The sequence below is a fragment of the Gordonia sp. (in: high G+C Gram-positive bacteria) genome (assembly GCF_047606305.1).
GTDB lineage: Bacteria > Actinomycetota > Actinomycetes > Mycobacteriales > Mycobacteriaceae > Gordonia.
Window position 1 is genome coordinate 16,486 of record NZ_JASGER010000029.1, and the last position, 14,741, is coordinate 31,226.

Here is a 14,741-nt window from a genome sequence, read left to right on the forward strand (position 1 = left end):
GATCACCGACCCTGCGCATCGGCGCCGGGAGCCGACGCCCCGAAGCCCTTGATGAACAGTGCGGCGATCACGCCGACACAGAGGAACACCAGAACGCTGATCGCCGACCCGGTGCCGAGGTTGAACGCCTTGAACAGGTTGTCGTAGCCGAGGATCGAGACCGACCCGGTGCCGTTCGCCCCCTTGGTGAGCACGTAGATGTTGTCGAAGATCCGGAAGGCGTCCAGCGTGCGGAACAGCAGCGCGACCAGGATCGCCGGCTTCATCAGCGGCAGGGTGATCCGCCACAGCCGCGTCCACGCGCCGGCGCCGTCGACGTGGGCGGCACGCAGCAGGTCGTCGGGCACGAGGGCCAGGCCCGCCAGCAGCAGCAGCGCCATGAACGGCGTCGTCTTCCACACCTCGGCGAGCACGATGATCGCCAGCGACGGCAGCTGGTGCGTCAACGGCGCCGATCCGTCCGGCAGCAGGTTGGCCAGGTAGCCGGTCCCCGGGGTCCACGCGTAGTACCAGGACATGGCGGCGACGACGGTGACCACGCCGTACGGGATGAGGACCATCGTGCGCACGGTCCCCCGCCCGACGATGGTGCGGTGCATGACCATCGCGATGGCGAGACCGAGGACCAGTTCCAGCGCCACCGACACCACCGTGATCAGCAGCGTCACGCCCAACGCACTCCACCAGTAGCGATCGGACAGGACGGTCGCGTAATTGCCCAGCCCGACGAACTCGCTCTTGCCGGGCGCGGTGAGCGACACCTTGTTCAACGAGAGCCACAGCGCGTATCCCACCGGATAGGCGGTCACCAGCGCCATCAGCAGCGCGGCAGGGGTGATCAACAGGTAGGCCAGCCGACGGTCACCGTTCATCTCAGGGCACCAACCCTTCGCCCACGAGCGCCTTGCGCGCCGCATCGGCCAACTCGTCGACCAGCTTGTCCGGATCCCACGCGCCAACGGGGTGCAGCTTGGCAGCCAGCATGGTCGACAGCGTCGAGTAGGCCGGGGTGGCCGGTCGGGAGGCGGCCCGGGTGTCGCTGACCTGTTCGCGCAGCACGTCGCCCATCGGGAACGCCGCCCGGAAGGCCGGCTCGTCGTACAGCGCCGAGATGGTCGGCGGTTGCGACGCCTTCAGCGCGTACTGGCGCTGCGCGTCGATGCTGGTCAGGCACCGGACCGCGCGCCAGGCGAGTTCTGCCTTGGCCGACCGTGTCGACACGGCCAGGTTCATCCCGCCCAGCGTGGACCGCGCGGGCGTCGACGGGTCCACCCCGGGGTACGGGGCGAAGGCGAACCGGGTCGCGAGAACACGGTTGGCACGGGCCAGATCGGCGCCGGTGGGCTCGGCGGCGTCGGGCGCGAAGACGTCGGCGAACTCGGTCATCTCCGGGAAGAACGGCACCTGCTGGTTCGCGTCGGTGGCGGTGGCCGCGTTGGACCGCATCGAGGAGTACACGTACGGCCAGTTGACCTCAAAGGTCGCCAGCCCGCGCTCCATTCCGAGCCGCGCCGGATCCTCGGTGTTGTTCGACAGCGACGGATCCGCGCCGGGCGCCGTGGCGATCGCCTTGAGGGTCCGCAGGGCCCGCACCGTCGCGGCGCGGTGCTGCGGCGTGTCGTTCAAGGTGACGCGCCCGGGGTCCGCCGGGTCCAGCACCGACCCGCCCGCACTGGCCAGCAGCGAGTTGAACCAGACGACCAGTCCTTCGTACTGCGCGCCCTGCGCCATGATGTAGCTCGGCACCGCCTTGCGCATGTGCGGCGGCGAGGCGGCGTTCTCGGCGATCACGCCCTTGCGCACCGTCTCGTTGTCGGCGAGCAGCTCATCCCAGGTGCGCGGCGGGGTGTCCCGTTTGACGTAGCGGCGCAGCAGGTCGGGCCGGTACCAGAGCAGCTGCGAATTCGTCCACGTCGGGACCCCGTACAACCGGGGCGACGAGTCGCCGGCGGTCCGCCAGGTCGCGGTCTGCATCGGGCCGCCCAACGTGGTGGAGCGCAGCGTCGCGGCCAAGTCGTCGGGCACGGGTCGTGCCCAGCCGGCGCCGGCGAACTCGGCGGTCCACGTCACGTCCATCGTGTAGATGTCCACCGACGAGTCGTTGCCGGCCAGTCGTCGCGCCAATTGCAGTCGTTGCCCGTCGGCGTCCTTGGGCAGCTTCACCACCGAGATCCGATACCCGTCGGTGCAGCCCGCGGCCACCGATTCGATGGCAGCAGCGTCGTTGCCCGGGACGTAGGCGGTGAGGGTGTCGGCCGGGGTGGCGGCGCTGCAGGCCACCGCCACGGGAGCGGCGACGGCGAGCACTGCGGGCAGGACGAAACGACGCGTGTTCAGCGGAACTCCTCAGTCAGAGCGAGAGCCGCGTCAGCATATCCCGACCCCGCTCGGCGGTGGTCGGATCACAGAGAACGTCGTAGCGCCCGGCGACCAGCTGCATCGTGGACGCGAAGTCGCGCTGACCGCGCATCATCGCATACGGAACGGCCGAGGAGACCACGCCGAAGATGATGCCGCCCAAGACGCCCAGGAACAGCGCGGTGACCGCGGGCTGGACGAACATCGAGGCGAGCAGGCCGACGAACAGGCCCAGCATGGCGCCGCCGCCGATGCCCTGCATGATCACCCGACCCCAGGTCAGGCGGCCGGTCACGCGTTCCACCTGCATCAGGTCGACGCCCACGATCGTCACGTTCTGCACCGGGAACCCCTCGTCGGAGAGGAAATCGACGGCCTTCTGCGCCTGCGCGTACGTCGGGTAGGAACCGATCGGCCACCCCGACGGCGGCGTCGGCAACCCGGGGGTCGCCGGGCGACCCGATTGTTGTGGCTGCATCCCTTGCCCTTTCTTTGCGCACCGGGCCACTAGGCTAGTGACCATGTCGGTGAGCAAGGTCTTCGTAGCCAGACTAGTAGGGCTCGCCGTTCTCGGCCCCGACGGCGAATCAATCGGCCGCGTCCGCGACGTGGTCATCGCGATCCGCCTGTCCGGCCTGCCCCCGCGCGTCCTCGGCTTGGCCGTGGAGATGACCAACCGTCGGCGCATCTTCGTCCCCATCCTGCGGGTCACCGGCGTCGACCCGCACAAGGTCACGCTCAACACCGGAACCGTCAGCATGCGCAAGCTGCACCTGCGCCCGGGCGAGGCCCTCGCCGTCGGGCAGGTCCTCGACACGCGCGTGCGGGTGACCGATCCCGACCTGGCCGAGGTGGCCGACGGCGACTTCACCGTCGTCGACCTCGGCATCGAGCGCGGCAAGACGCGCGATTGGCTGGTGACCCGCGTGGCCGTGCGGGCGAGCCGGATGCGCCTGCCGCGCCGCGGCGAGATCCACGTCGTTGACTGGGCGCACGTGCAGGGCCTCACACAGACGGCCCTCAACCTGCCCGGACAGGGCGTGGCGGCCATCCTGATGCAACTCGACGGCATGCGCCCGGCCGACGCCGCGAACGTCCTGCGCGAACTGCCGGCCAAGCGCCGCGAGGAGATCGCCGCCGCCCTCGACGAGGAGCGGCTGGCCGACATCCTGCAGGAGATGCCCAGTGACGATGCGCAGTCGCTGATCGCGGTGATGGGAACCGGGCGCGCCCGCAACGTCCTGGGCGCGATGGAGCCCGACGACGTCGCCGACCTCGTCGGCGAACTGCCGCCGGGCGAGGCCGAGCGCCTGCTGTCGTTGATGGCGCCCGAGGAGTCCGAGCCGGTCCGTCGACTGCTCACCCACTCCCCCGACACCGCGGGCGGCATGATGACGCCCGAACCGCTCATCGTCACCGCGGCCACGACGGTCTCCGAAGGCCTGGCGCGGGTGCGCGACCCCGAGATCACCCCCGCGGCCGCCAGCATCGTGTTCGTCGTGCGCCCGCCGACGCAGACGCCGACCGGCAAGTACCTCGGCTGCGTCCACCTGCAGGTGTTGCTGCGCAACCCCCCGGCCACCCTGGTCGGCGACCTGCTCGACACCGATCTGGGCCATCTGCACCCGGAGGACTCGGTGGAGGCGGTGACCCGCTACTTCGCGACCTACAACCTGGTCTGCGCGCCCGTCGTCGACGAGGACGGCCACCTGCTGGGGGCGGTCAGCGTCGATGACCTGCTCGACGAGATCCTGCCCGACGACTGGCGCGACACCGAACCCGAGCCGAACACCCCGCTCGACCTCGCGAGCGGGGGCGGCCGATGAGCAGCCGCGGCGCCGGGCGCCGCCTCGACCAGCCGTCGGATCGTCGTCGCCCGAAGTTCTTCACGCTCGACGCCGACGTGGTCGGCGTCTACAGCGAGCGTGTGGCGCGGTTCCTGGGGACCGGCCGCTACCTGGCCATCCAGACCGTCGTGGTGGTCGTGTGGATCGTGCTGAACCTGCTCAGCTTCATCCACCACTGGGACCCGTATCCGTTCATCCTGCTGAACCTGGCCTTCTCGACCCAGGCGGCCTATGCCGCCCCGCTCATCCTGCTCGCGCAGAACCGGCAGGAGAACCGCGACCGCGTCGCCCTCGAGGAGGACCGTTTGCGCGCGGCCGAGACGAAGGCCGACACCGAGTTCCTCGCCCGCGAATTGGCGGCGGTGCGCCTCGCCGTCGGCGACACCGTCACCCGCGACTACCTGCGCAAGGAACTCGACGACCTTCTCGACGACCTCGTGGACCGCCTGGCCGACAAGCCCGGCGACGACGAGGACACCCCGGAGCCGAAAGCGGCTCCCAAGCGGTAATCCCGGGTCCGTGCACCCCGTCTGGCCATGTCGTTTATGCTGTGCAGTGGTATAGGACACACCGGTTGTCGGGGTGGGAAGCACACAACGGGGTGAGATTCACATGACTGGCATTGCGTTCTGGCGCCGCGCTCAGGGGCCGACGCGCCCTCGTGGGCGCGCAGCCGTGCGCGTGCTGACTGCGGGTCTGGGGACGACGGCCATCAGCGCGTTGGTACTGGGGGCGGCTTCCTCGAGCACCATCGCCGACGGGGCCCGACCGGCCGCCCGGGCCGGTGAGGCGGCCAGTGTCACGCAGGTCGCCGGCATCGCCTCGATCACCGAGAACACGGCCGCCGCCGCCTTTGCCCCGCCAAAGGCCGGCGATCCGATGATCTCCCCGCAGTTCCGGCTCGCCTTCGGCATCCCCAACGGCCCGCTGGGCATCCCCGGCGTCGTCCTGCAGGCCTACAAACTCGCGGCGACCCGCATGGCGACCGAGAGCCCCGCCTGCAAGCTGCCGTGGTACCTGCTGGCCGGCATCGGCCGCATCGAGTCGGGGCACGCCGGCAACGGCAACGTCGACGAGTACGGCAACGTCCGCACCCAGATCCACGGCCCCGCGCTCGACGGCACCCTCGCCGGCAACGCCGTGATCCTGGACTCCCAGGGCAACGCCGCCCGCGCGATGGGCCCCATGCAGTTCATCCCGAGCACGTGGGCGACGTGGGGGTCGGACGCCAACGGCGACGGCAAGGCCGATCCGCAGAACATCTTCGACTCGACATATTCGGCCGGACGCTACCTGTGTGCGGGAGTCAGCGACATCATGGCCGGCAACAACAAGGTCGCCGCGGTGTACCGGTACAACCACTCGATGGCCTACGTGACCAACGTGCTCTCCTGGGCCGCCGCGTATTCGACCGGCGTGATGCCGACCGAGGGCATTCCCGACATGCACGCCACGCCGGTCGACAACCCGAAGGACGCGAAGGACCGCCGACGCGGCGACCGCGCCCGCAAGCCCGGTGAGGCGATCGACGACCCGCGGGCCGCCGACGACGGCCGGGACGTCGACACCGGCGATGCCGCCAAGACCGAGAAGAAGGTCAAGCCCAAGAAGCCGGACTGCTTCATCGTGTGCCTGCCGCCCGAGTTCGGCGGACCCAAGCAGGCCCCCGCCGGTCCCCGGGCCGGCCAGCGCGAGCGCGGTGCACGACCGGCCCCCGATGCCGCACGACCCCAGGTCCAGCCGGGCCCGACCCTGCCCGGGGTGGCGCGCTAACTAGACTGGAGGGCGATGAGTACCACCGCCCCTTCCGAATCCGCGATCCGCGCGGCGCTGAGCAAGGTCGACGACCCCGAGATCGGCAAACCCATCACCGAACTCGGGATGGTCAAGTCGATCACCGTCGGCGACGACGGCGCCGTCGACGTGGTCGTGTATCTGACCACCTCCGGGTGCCCGATGCGCACCGAGATCAGCGATCGGGTCAGCGCGGCGGTGGCCGACGTGCCCGGCGCGGGCGCGATCACCGTCGGTCTCGACGTGATGGACGACGAGCAGCGCACCGAGCTGCGCAAGAAACTGCGCGGCGACCGCGCCGAACCGGTCATTCCGTTCGCCCAGCCGGGTTCGCTCACCCGGGTCTACGCGGTCGCCTCCGGCAAGGGTGGCGTGGGCAAGTCGAGTGTGACGGTCAACCTCGCCGCCGCGTTGGCGCAGCGCGGCCTGTCGGTCGGTGTGCTCGACGCCGACATCTACGGCCACTCGGTGCCCCGCATGCTCGGCAACGACGCCAAGCCGACGCAGGTCGAGCAGATGATCATGCCGCCGATCGCACACGGCGTGAAGTTCATCTCGATCGGCCAGTTCACCGACGGCAACACCCCGGTGACCTGGCGCGGCCCGATGCTGCACCGGGCGCTGCAGCAGTTCCTCGCCGACGTGTACTGGGGCGACCTGGACATCCTGCTGCTCGACCTTCCGCCGGGGACCGGCGACGTGGCCATCTCGATCGCCCAGCTGATCCCGGGCGCCGAGATCCTCGTCGTCACGACTCCGCAGCAGGCGGCCGCCGAGGTCGCCGAGCGCGCCGGCGCCATCGCGCTGCAGACGCGGCAGAAGGTGCTCGGCGTCGTGGAGAACATGTCGTGGCTCGAGCTGCCCGACGGCTCGACGATGCACCCCTTCGGCGAGGGCGGCGGCGAGCGCGTGGCGCAGCGGCTGAGCCGCGCCATCGGGGCCGACGTCGAGCTGCTGGGACGGGTGCCGCTGGAACCGGCCGTGCGCGAGGGCGGTGACGCCGGTGTGCCGGTCGTGCTGTCGGCGCCCGATTCGCCGGCCGGCAAGGCCCTTCGCGGCATCGCCGACAAGCTCGCGGTTCAGCGGCGCGGACTGGCGGGCATGAGCCTGGGCATCGACACCGCCCGGCGCGACTGACGACGGAGACCGGCTAGGTGGCGTCCCAGTCGGCGATGTCGTGCCGGCCCCGCCCCGGCTTCCGCGGCTCAGCGGCGGACTGCGGTGGGGACGATGACGCCGACCGCTTGTCCGGCAGATCCGTGTAGGTCTTCGGGTCCAGGAGTGAATCGTCGCCGCCCAGCAGGTGTTTGGTGACCAGGGTGCGCGGATTGGTCGAGCGCAGCTCGTTCAGCTGTTGCAGCGGTTCGCGCAGCCCGTCGAAATCCGACCCCAACTCCTCGCGCAGCTCGGCCGAGGCGCCGGTGACGTAGTCGCGGGCCTTGCGCACCCAGGACAGCGTCGAGGCGATGGCCCCCGGCAGCCGCTCGGGGCCGAGGATGATCAGGCCGGCCGCGACCAGCACCAGGATCTCGCCCCAGCCGACGTTGGCGAACACGGTGGGCCTAGTCGCCGGTCGGCGTGATCGAACCGGTGAACGTGCGGCCGTCGCGCCAGTAGGTGAAGTCGACCTTCTTGCCGACGGTGGTGCCGCGGACCGCGACCGCCAGCTCGTCGGAGGACTCGATGACCCGCCCGTCGAACTTGGTGATCACGTCCTTCTCGCGGATCCCGGCCTTCTCGGCCGCGCTGCCGGCCACGACGTTGCGCACCTCGGCGCCCATGACCTTGGAGTTCCGCGCGGTGACGGTGTTGAGTCCGACCTGCGGGTGCACGACCTTGCCGTGCTCGACGATGGTCTTGACCACCGGGCGCACCTGGTTGATGGGGATCGCGAATCCCAGCCCCATCGAGCCACCGCTGGTGGTCTGGATCATCGTGTTGATGCCGATGACCCGTGCCTTCGCGTCGACCAGCGGGCCGCCGGAGTTGCCCGGGTTGATCGCCGCATCGGTCTGGATGGCGTCGATGACCGCCTCGTCGTCGGTCTCCGACGGCGGCAGGGCCAGTGCGCGGTGTGTGGCGCTGACAATGCCGCTGGTGACCGTGCGGTCCAGGCCGAGGGGCGAGCCGAAGGCGACGACCTCCTCGCCGACCTGGACCTTGTCCGAGTCGCCGAGAGCCGCCACCGAGAGGTTCTTGACGTTGTCGACCTTGACGACGGCCAGGTCGCTGAGCGGGTCGCGGCCGACGATCGTCGCGGGCACGCGGGTGCGGTCGTAGAAGACGACCTCGGTGACGGCCGACTTGTCCTCGGCGCCGGAGGCGACCACGTGGTTGTTGGTGACGATATAGCCCTTGGGGTCGATGACGACGCCCGACCCGGTGGCCAGCGAACCGGAGGTGCGCACCCGGATCGACACCACCGACTTCTCCACCGCCTGCGCGACGCGCGACACCGGCGATTCGGGGACGTCGCCGCCCTTGTGGTTGACCGGCAGGCTGACCGTCTCCCCGCTCGACGACGAGCCGCCGCCGGACAGGAAGGCGCCGGCCAATGCACCGATCAAGCCGATGACCAGGGCCAATGCTCCCAGGGTGAGCAGCGCCGGCCAGGCGATGCGGTGACCGAGGAGGACTTCGCGGACACCGAGCTTGGGGCCCGGGTCGACCGGGTCGACGGCCTCGGGCCGTGACTTCGCCGGTGCCGACAGTCGGGCCGGGCTGTCCGGATCGCGCCACGGGTCCTCGGGCGCCGGCGGCTGGTCGTCCTCGCCGAAGCGGGCGTCGGGGTCACGGGCGAGGGACTCGGTCGCGTCGGCCGGGCGGCCGAAGGCCTCGGCGAGCACCGGGTCGGGTGCGGCGACGGCGGGCTGCGGACGCCCGGGCCGATCGTCGCCGTCCCCGTCAAAGGAACCGTCGACCCCGTCGGGCCGGCCGAACACGGCGGTGGTCTCCGGGGAGACCGGGGCATGGCGGCGCGACGGCGGCTTGGGCTGCTGGTGCGGCGGGATGATGGCGCCCCGGTCGGCCCACTGGTCTTCGTTGGTCACTAACGGCCTCGTCGAAAGAATCCGCGCGGGCGCGACGCTTCGTCGACGCGGTCCGCGACCTGGTTGACATCGAATTCGCGGGTCGGGATCTGGGAGAGCTGACCGAGGAGGTTCATCGGGGCGGTGATCGCCGAGCCGCTGTTGCGCAGCGCCGCGCGGGCCGCCTTCTGCGATTCGATCGCGGCGGCGCAGGTCGCGCAGAGGGCCAGGTGGGCATCGGCCCGCGACACCGCGGTACCGCCGAGCTCACCGTCGACGTAGGCCGCGACGGCCTCGGTCGAGAGGTGCTCGGTGGAGGCGAACGGGCGGCCGCCCAGCGTGCCCGGGGCGCGGTAGTCGGTGTTGGGTCGCAACGACGACGACGTGGGGGTCCATCGACCCGGATCCAAGAAGTTCACCGCCGCTCCCACCTGTTGTCGCCTGCTCTTCGCAGCTTATCCGAACCTACCAACGATTCAGCGCGCAGAGTGGTTCCCGGAGCGGGTGAATGACTAGCGGCTGCGCCCCCACTCCGCCTCATTGGCGGCGAGGTAGTCGCGGATGCTCTGGCGGCCGCGATGGATGCGGCTGCGCACGGTGCCCATCTTGACGTCCAGGGTCGCGGCGATCTCCTCGTAGGACAGGCCCTCGATGTCACACAGGACGACCGCGGCGCGGAACTCCGGCGGGAGCTGGTCCAGCGCGGCCTGCAACACCGGGTCGAGGTTCGCGTCGGCGAAGATCTGCTGCGGGTCGGGGGTGTCGCCGGGGACGCGGTCGTAGTCCTCGGGCAACGCCTCCATGCGGATCTTGGAGCGACGGCGCACCATGTCCAGGAACAGGTTGGTCGTGATGCGGTGCAGCCAGCCCTCGAAGGTGCCCGGCTGGTAGGAGGACAGCGAACGGAACACCCGGATGAAGGTCTCCTGGGTGAGGTCCTCGGCGTCGTGCTGGTTGCCCGAGAGGCGGTAGGCCAGGCGGTAGACCCGGTCGGCGTGCTCGGCGACCAGCTCGTCCCACGACGGCATCAGGCTCGCGTCGCCGGTCGCGTCGAACCGTGCCGTGCCGACGGTCGTGCTCTCGTCGAAGGCGGTGGCCTCGTCGGAGGGCAGGGTGGTGCGGGTCGTCATCGTGGTGCGTCCCCTTTCGGCGGCCGACCACGGGTGGGGCCGACTCGTTCACTGTCAACATCCGTGCGCCGAAGTTGTATTCCGATGCGGCGGAGCCGACTGCTGTCTGACCCCTACCCTTGTCGAGCCGATTGTGGCGGCCGTATGAGCGGCCTGAGTGTTGTCTAAGGATCGCGGCCGACCGTGGCCTAGTCTCATAGTCGTGAGCGACAACACCTACGTCGAATCGGCGATCGTCGAGGACGACGCGCTGGCTGCCGCCCGTGCCCGCGCCGAGGAACTGGGCGCACCCACCGTCTCCCCCGCCGTCGGCGCCCTGCTCGCACTGCTGGCGACGGCCGCCGGCGCCAAGTCGGTCGTCGAGGTCGGCACCGGCGTCGGCGTCTCCGGATTGTGGTTGCTCGCCGGCATGGCCGACGACGGGGTGCTGACCACGATCGACCCGGATTCGGCGTACCAGCAGGCCGCCCGCGAGTCCTTCGCCGCCGCCGACATCCCGGTCGGACGAACCCGGCTCATCAACGGTTCTCCCACCGAGGTGCTGCCGCGCCTGGCCGATGCCAGCTACGAGCTGGTGTTCCTGGACGGCGAGGTGCTCGACCACCCGCGCTACGTCACCGAAGCGATGCGCATCCTGCGCCCAGGCGGAGTCGTCGTGCTGCACCACGCCGACAAGCTGAGTCCCAAGCGCAAGGGCGCCGCCGCAGAGGCGGTGCGTGAAGCGGCGCTCGTCATCGCGGACGACGACCGGTTCCTGCCGGTGGTCATCCCGCTGGGCACCGGGCTGTTGGCGGCCGCGAAGGCCCGCTGACCCTGGCGTCTGCGATGGACCCGCGAACGGCGTCGAACCGCGCTATTCGTGCAGCCGCGGGCCGCCTGCAACGTCTCAACGCGCGCCACCCGTGGAGCCACAACGACGCGTTCATCCCGTGGATCATGCGCGGACTGCCCGAGCACCGCCGCACAGCCGTCGACATCGGCTGCGGCCGCGGTGAGTTGCTTACCAGGCTGGCTCCCGAGTTCGATCGGGTCATCGGGTGCGACGCGGACGCCGACATGCGCGCCGCGGCCGCGCGGCGAACCGTCGACCAGCCGAACGTGTCAGTCACCGGTGGCGGGTGGGTCGATTTCGCCTCGGACGACCACACCGGCCTGGATCTGATCACGATGACCGCCGTCCTGCACCACCTCGACACACCTGCCGTCCTCGAGCGGGTCGAGCAGCTGCTGGCCCCCGGTGGACGGTTCCTGGTGGTCGGACTGGCCCGCCGCGACACCCTCATCGACCATCTGTGGGACTACGCCTCTATGGTGACCAATCCGATCATCGGCATCGTCAAACACCCGCGCCCGGTGCGCGACGCGGCACCGACTCCCCCACCATTCCCAGTCAAAGAACCCGACCTGACCTTCACCGAGCTGCGGCGCCTCTTCGATCAACACCTGCCCGACAGCCGCATACGCTGGCGGCTCGGGTTTCGCTACACGGCCGAATGGACCAAACCCGCCGACAGTGTCTAGACGTCGGTCGAGAAGCGGATGCCGCCGTCGGGAATCTCGACGTCGGGCCACACGCGCGCGCCGCGCAGCAGTTCGCAGTCGGCGCCGATCACAGCGTTGTCGCCGATCACCGTGTCGCGCACGAGCGCGCGCTTGCCGATGCGCGCACCACGTCCCACGATGCTCCGCTCGACGACTGCGCCGTCGTCGATGACCGCGTCGTCGAAGACCACCGCGCCGTCCAGGCGCGCACGCCGGCCGACGGTCGCACCGGCGCCGACGACGGTGCCGCCGATCAGCAGCGCGCCCTTGCCGACCTTCGCGCCGTCCTGCACGAGGTACTCGCCGTGGCGGTCACCGAGCGCCGGCGACGGAGCGATGCCGCGCACCAGGTCGGCCGAGCCGCGCACGAAGTCCTCGGGGGTGCCCATGTCGCGCCAGTACGACTGGTCGACGTGGCCCTGCACGTGGCGACCGCGGGCCAGGAGCTCGGGGAACACCTCGCGCTCGACCGACACCGGGCGCCCGGCGGGGATCTGTTCGATGACCTCCCGCTTGAACACGTAGGTGCCGGCGTTGATCTGATCGGTCGGCGGGTCCTGGGTCTTCTCCAGGAAGGCGGTGACGCGACCGTCGGCGTCGGTGGGGACACAACCGAAGGCGCGCGGATCGCCGACCCGCACGAGGTGCAGGGTCACATCGGCGCCCGACTCGCGATGGGTGGCCAGCACGTCGGCGACGTCGGTGCCGCCCAGGACATCGCCGTTGAAGACCAGGATGTCCGGCGCGGTCAGCTCGTCGAGGACGTTGCGGATGCCGCCGCCGGTGCCCAGCGGCTCGACCTCGGTGACGTAGCGCAGGTTCATGCCGAGCGACTCGCCGCTGCCGTAGTACTCCTCGAACACCTCGGCCTTGAACGAGGTGCCCAACACGACGTCGTCGATCCCGGCGGCCTTGATCCGCGACAGCAAGTGCGTCAGGAAGGGCTTGCCCGCGGTCGGGAGCATCGGCTTGGGCGCCGAGAGCGTCAGCGGCCGCAGGCGGGTGCCCTTGCCGCCGACGAGGATGACGGCCTGCACGTCCTTGGTCACTGCTCTCCTCCACGGTCGAGTTCGCGCCGCGCCAGCCGCACGGCGACTCGTGATCGTATCGCCAGCCCGGCGCGCAGCCCCCAGCGCAGCGGTGCGCGCAGCGGACCCGGGTTGCGGTCGGCCTGGAACTTGTAGGCACTGCGATGGTGCGCCGGCAGCATCAGCTCGGGGTTCTTGCTGGCCGCGTGGCCCTTGGTGTGCAGGATCTCGGCGGTCGGCACGAACACGTTCTGCCACCCGGCGCGCCCGAGGCGGTCGCCGAGGTCGACGTCCTCCATGAACATGAAGTAGTCGTCGTCGAAGCCGCCGATCTCGTCGAAGGCGGTGCGGCGCAGCAGCAGGCAGGAACCGGAGAGCCAGCCCACCGGGCGCTCGGTGTCGGTGCGCTCGTCGTCGAGGTAGGACCTGGTGAACGGGTTGTTCTTCCACACCGCCCCGAGCAGCGCGTGTCCGGTGCCCGAGACCAGATGGGGGACGCGGCGCGCCGAGGGGTAGACCGAGCCGTCGGGCTCGCGGATGAGCGGGCCCAACGCACCGGCCTTCGGCCACCGCCCGGCGGCGGCCAGCAGCTCGTCGATCGAGCCGGGGCCCCACGCGACGTCCGGATTGGCGACGAGGAGGAACTCGACCGCCGGGTCGATCTGTGCGACGGCCCGGTTGATCGCGCCGCCGTATCCCAGGTTCGCGCCGGTGTGCAGCAGGGTGACCCGCTCGTAATCGCGCTCGGCGGCCTCGGGGGCGCCGTCGTCCGAACCGTTGTCGGCGATCACCACACGCGGGTCCAGGTCGGTGGCGTGCGCCAACGTCTCCAGGAACGAGCGGAGGTAGTCGCCCGACGAGTACGTCACCGTCACCACGGCGAGCTGATCAGTCACGCCGGACAGCCTAACGAACCAGCGCCCGGGTCAGGGCATCGCGCCAATCGGGCAGCGGGCGCAGGCCCGCGGCGGACCAGGAGAGCGGCGAGAGCACCGAGTAGGCCGGACGCGGCGCCGGCCGCGGGAAGTCGGCGGTCGTGCACGGCACGACGCGGTCGGGGTCGAGGCCGTCCGCCTCGAACACGGCCTTGGCCAGCCCGCACCAGGTGGTCTGGCCGCCGTTGGTCGCGTGGAGCACCGCGCCGCGACCGGCGTCGGCGGTGATCAGCTCCCAGAGGCCCCGGGCGAGGTCGCCGACATAGGTGGGCGAGCCGAGCTGATCGTCGACGACGGTGATCCGGTCCCGCTCGGCGGCCAGGCGGCGCATGGTTCCGACGAAGTCCCCCGCGCCACCCCGGTAGACCCAGGCGGTGCGGACGATCGTCGCGGTGGGGTCCGCGGCACGGGCGGCGCGCTCCCCGGCGAGTTTGGTGCGACCGTAAACGCTGGGCGGCTCTGAGCCGACGTCGTCCGGCTCGTACGGCGCGGTGCGGGTGCTTGCCGCCGGCGCGACCGGCCCGTCGAAGACGTAGTCGGTGGACAGGTGCACCAGGCGCGCACGCCGTGCCGCCGACGCCGCGGCGAGGTGGGCCGGGCCGTCGGTGTTCACCGCGGCGGCCGCGGCGGCATCGGTCTCGGCGTCGTCGACACGGGTGTAGGCCGCGCAGTTCACGATCACGTCGCCCGGCGCGAGTGACTCCGCCGCCCACCGCTGCACGGCCGACCCGTCGGCCACGTCCAGCTCCGCGGACGACAGGCCGACGAAACCCGCCGTCGAGGGCGCGGTGGCGCGCAGCACCGAACCCAGTTGGCCCGTCGCCCCGGTCACGTGAACACGCATGGTCTTCATCATGACCGATGCCATTCATCCGGCGTTGCGCTCCCCCTCAATCCCCAAATGCATCAGTAGAGTGATTCATGCACTCTGGTAACAGCTGCCTCTGGAGAATCAAGGGAGAACGGGTCCGCCGTGGAGAAAGCCACCCCGACGCGCCGCGTCCGACGTCCGGCCGACGCGCCCCGGCGCGATCCGGCGCAGGCGCCGCGCCGCCCGGATCCCCAGCAGCGCGAAGGC

16 protein-coding genes are annotated in these 14,741 nt (G+C 70.7%); 6 read left to right on the forward strand and 10 right to left on the reverse strand.

What is annotated here, in order from left to right:
- Positions 1-2 precede the first annotated feature (2 nt).
- The 3 genes from QM634_RS04715 to QM634_RS04725 are packed head-to-tail and all read right to left on the reverse strand — an operon-like array spanning position 3 to position 2,836.
- Positions 3-977, reverse strand: coding sequence for a carbohydrate ABC transporter permease (locus QM634_RS04715; protein WP_415041634.1), 975 nt, complete (start codon positions 975-977; stop codon positions 3-5).
- On the reverse strand, positions 874-2,307 hold the full coding sequence (locus tag QM634_RS04720; RefSeq protein ID WP_415041617.1) for an extracellular solute-binding protein: 1,434 nt from the start codon (positions 2,305-2,307) through the stop codon (positions 874-876). Before QM634_RS04720 ends, QM634_RS04715 begins: the two co-directional genes overlap by 104 nt.
- A 43-nt stretch (positions 2,308-2,350) precedes the next feature.
- Positions 2,351-2,836 carry a general stress protein gene (locus tag QM634_RS04725; RefSeq protein ID WP_415041618.1) on the reverse strand — a complete coding sequence of 162 codons (486 nt, stop codon included), beginning with the start codon at positions 2,834-2,836 and terminating at the stop codon, positions 2,351-2,353.
- Between the two features lie 43 nt (positions 2,837-2,879).
- Between QM634_RS04725 and QM634_RS04730 the strand changes: the two genes are divergently transcribed.
- The 4 genes from QM634_RS04730 to QM634_RS04745 all read left to right on the forward strand — a co-directional run bounded on the left by QM634_RS04730 (position 2,880) and on the right by QM634_RS04745 (position 7,136).
- Entirely contained in the window at positions 2,880-4,184 is a 1,305-nt protein-coding gene (locus QM634_RS04730; RefSeq protein ID WP_415041619.1) for a magnesium transporter MgtE N-terminal domain-containing protein, read from the forward strand.
- A complete protein-coding gene (locus QM634_RS04735; RefSeq protein ID WP_415041620.1) occupies positions 4,181-4,714 on the forward strand; it encodes a DUF1003 domain-containing protein in 534 nt (177 codons plus the stop codon). Before QM634_RS04730 ends, QM634_RS04735 begins: the two co-directional genes overlap by 4 nt.
- 166 nt (positions 4,715-4,880) lie before the next feature.
- Positions 4,881-5,978: a lytic transglycosylase domain-containing protein gene (locus QM634_RS04740; protein ID WP_415041621.1), complete on the forward strand. Its 1,098-nt coding sequence runs from the start codon at positions 4,881-4,883 to the stop codon at positions 5,976-5,978.
- A gap of 15 nt (positions 5,979-5,993) precedes the next feature.
- Entirely contained in the window at positions 5,994-7,136 is a 1,143-nt protein-coding gene (locus QM634_RS04745; protein ID WP_415041622.1) for an Mrp/NBP35 family ATP-binding protein, read from the forward strand.
- Positions 7,137-7,149: 13 nt separating this feature from the next.
- On the opposite strand, the gene tatB is transcribed toward QM634_RS04745, so the two are convergent.
- From tatB to sigE, 4 genes are all read right to left on the reverse strand, one after another.
- On the reverse strand, positions 7,150-7,554 hold the full coding sequence (gene tatB / locus QM634_RS04750) for a Sec-independent protein translocase protein TatB (RefSeq protein WP_415041623.1): 405 nt from the start codon (positions 7,552-7,554) through the stop codon (positions 7,150-7,152).
- A gap of 7 nt (positions 7,555-7,561) precedes the next feature.
- On the reverse strand, positions 7,562-9,049 hold the full coding sequence (locus QM634_RS04755; protein ID WP_415041624.1) for a trypsin-like peptidase domain-containing protein: 1,488 nt from the start codon (positions 9,047-9,049) through the stop codon (positions 7,562-7,564).
- On the reverse strand, positions 9,049-9,447 hold the full coding sequence (locus tag QM634_RS04760) for a zf-HC2 domain-containing protein (protein WP_415041625.1): 399 nt from the start codon (positions 9,445-9,447) through the stop codon (positions 9,049-9,051). The genes QM634_RS04755 and QM634_RS04760 overlap by 1 nt, the downstream gene beginning before the upstream one ends.
- 93 nt (positions 9,448-9,540) lie before the next feature.
- Positions 9,541-10,158: an RNA polymerase sigma factor SigE gene (gene sigE / locus QM634_RS04765; protein ID WP_415041626.1), complete on the reverse strand. Its 618-nt coding sequence runs from the start codon at positions 10,156-10,158 to the stop codon at positions 9,541-9,543.
- A 202-nt stretch (positions 10,159-10,360) separates the two neighbouring features.
- Between sigE and QM634_RS04770 the strand changes: the two genes are divergently transcribed.
- Together QM634_RS04770 and QM634_RS04775 are read left to right on the forward strand one after the other, a co-directional pair.
- The gene (locus tag QM634_RS04770; protein ID WP_415041627.1) at positions 10,361-10,969 is read left to right on the forward strand and encodes an O-methyltransferase; all 609 of its coding nucleotides are present in this window, start codon (positions 10,361-10,363) and stop codon (positions 10,967-10,969) included.
- Positions 10,970-10,983: 14 nt separating this feature from the next.
- Complete coding sequence (locus QM634_RS04775) at positions 10,984-11,679, forward strand: class I SAM-dependent methyltransferase (RefSeq protein ID WP_415041628.1); 696 nt, start codon at positions 10,984-10,986, stop codon at positions 11,677-11,679.
- Here the strand turns inward: QM634_RS04775 and QM634_RS04780 are convergent.
- The 3 genes from QM634_RS04780 to rfbD are packed head-to-tail and all read right to left on the reverse strand — an operon-like array spanning position 11,676 to position 14,507.
- A complete protein-coding gene (locus QM634_RS04780; protein WP_415041629.1) occupies positions 11,676-12,749 on the reverse strand; it encodes a sugar phosphate nucleotidyltransferase in 1,074 nt (357 codons plus the stop codon). The genes QM634_RS04775 and QM634_RS04780 overlap by 4 nt on opposite strands.
- Positions 12,746-13,624 (reverse strand): glycosyltransferase family 2 protein, encoded by an 879-nt coding sequence (locus QM634_RS04785; protein ID WP_415041630.1) that lies wholly within the window; start codon positions 13,622-13,624, stop codon positions 12,746-12,748. The genes QM634_RS04780 and QM634_RS04785 overlap by 4 nt, the downstream gene beginning before the upstream one ends.
- Positions 13,625-13,634: 10 nt before the next feature.
- Positions 13,635-14,507, reverse strand: coding sequence for a dTDP-4-dehydrorhamnose reductase (gene rfbD / locus QM634_RS04790; RefSeq protein ID WP_415041631.1), 873 nt, complete (start codon positions 14,505-14,507; stop codon positions 13,635-13,637).
- Between the last annotated feature and the right edge of the window lie 234 nt (positions 14,508-14,741).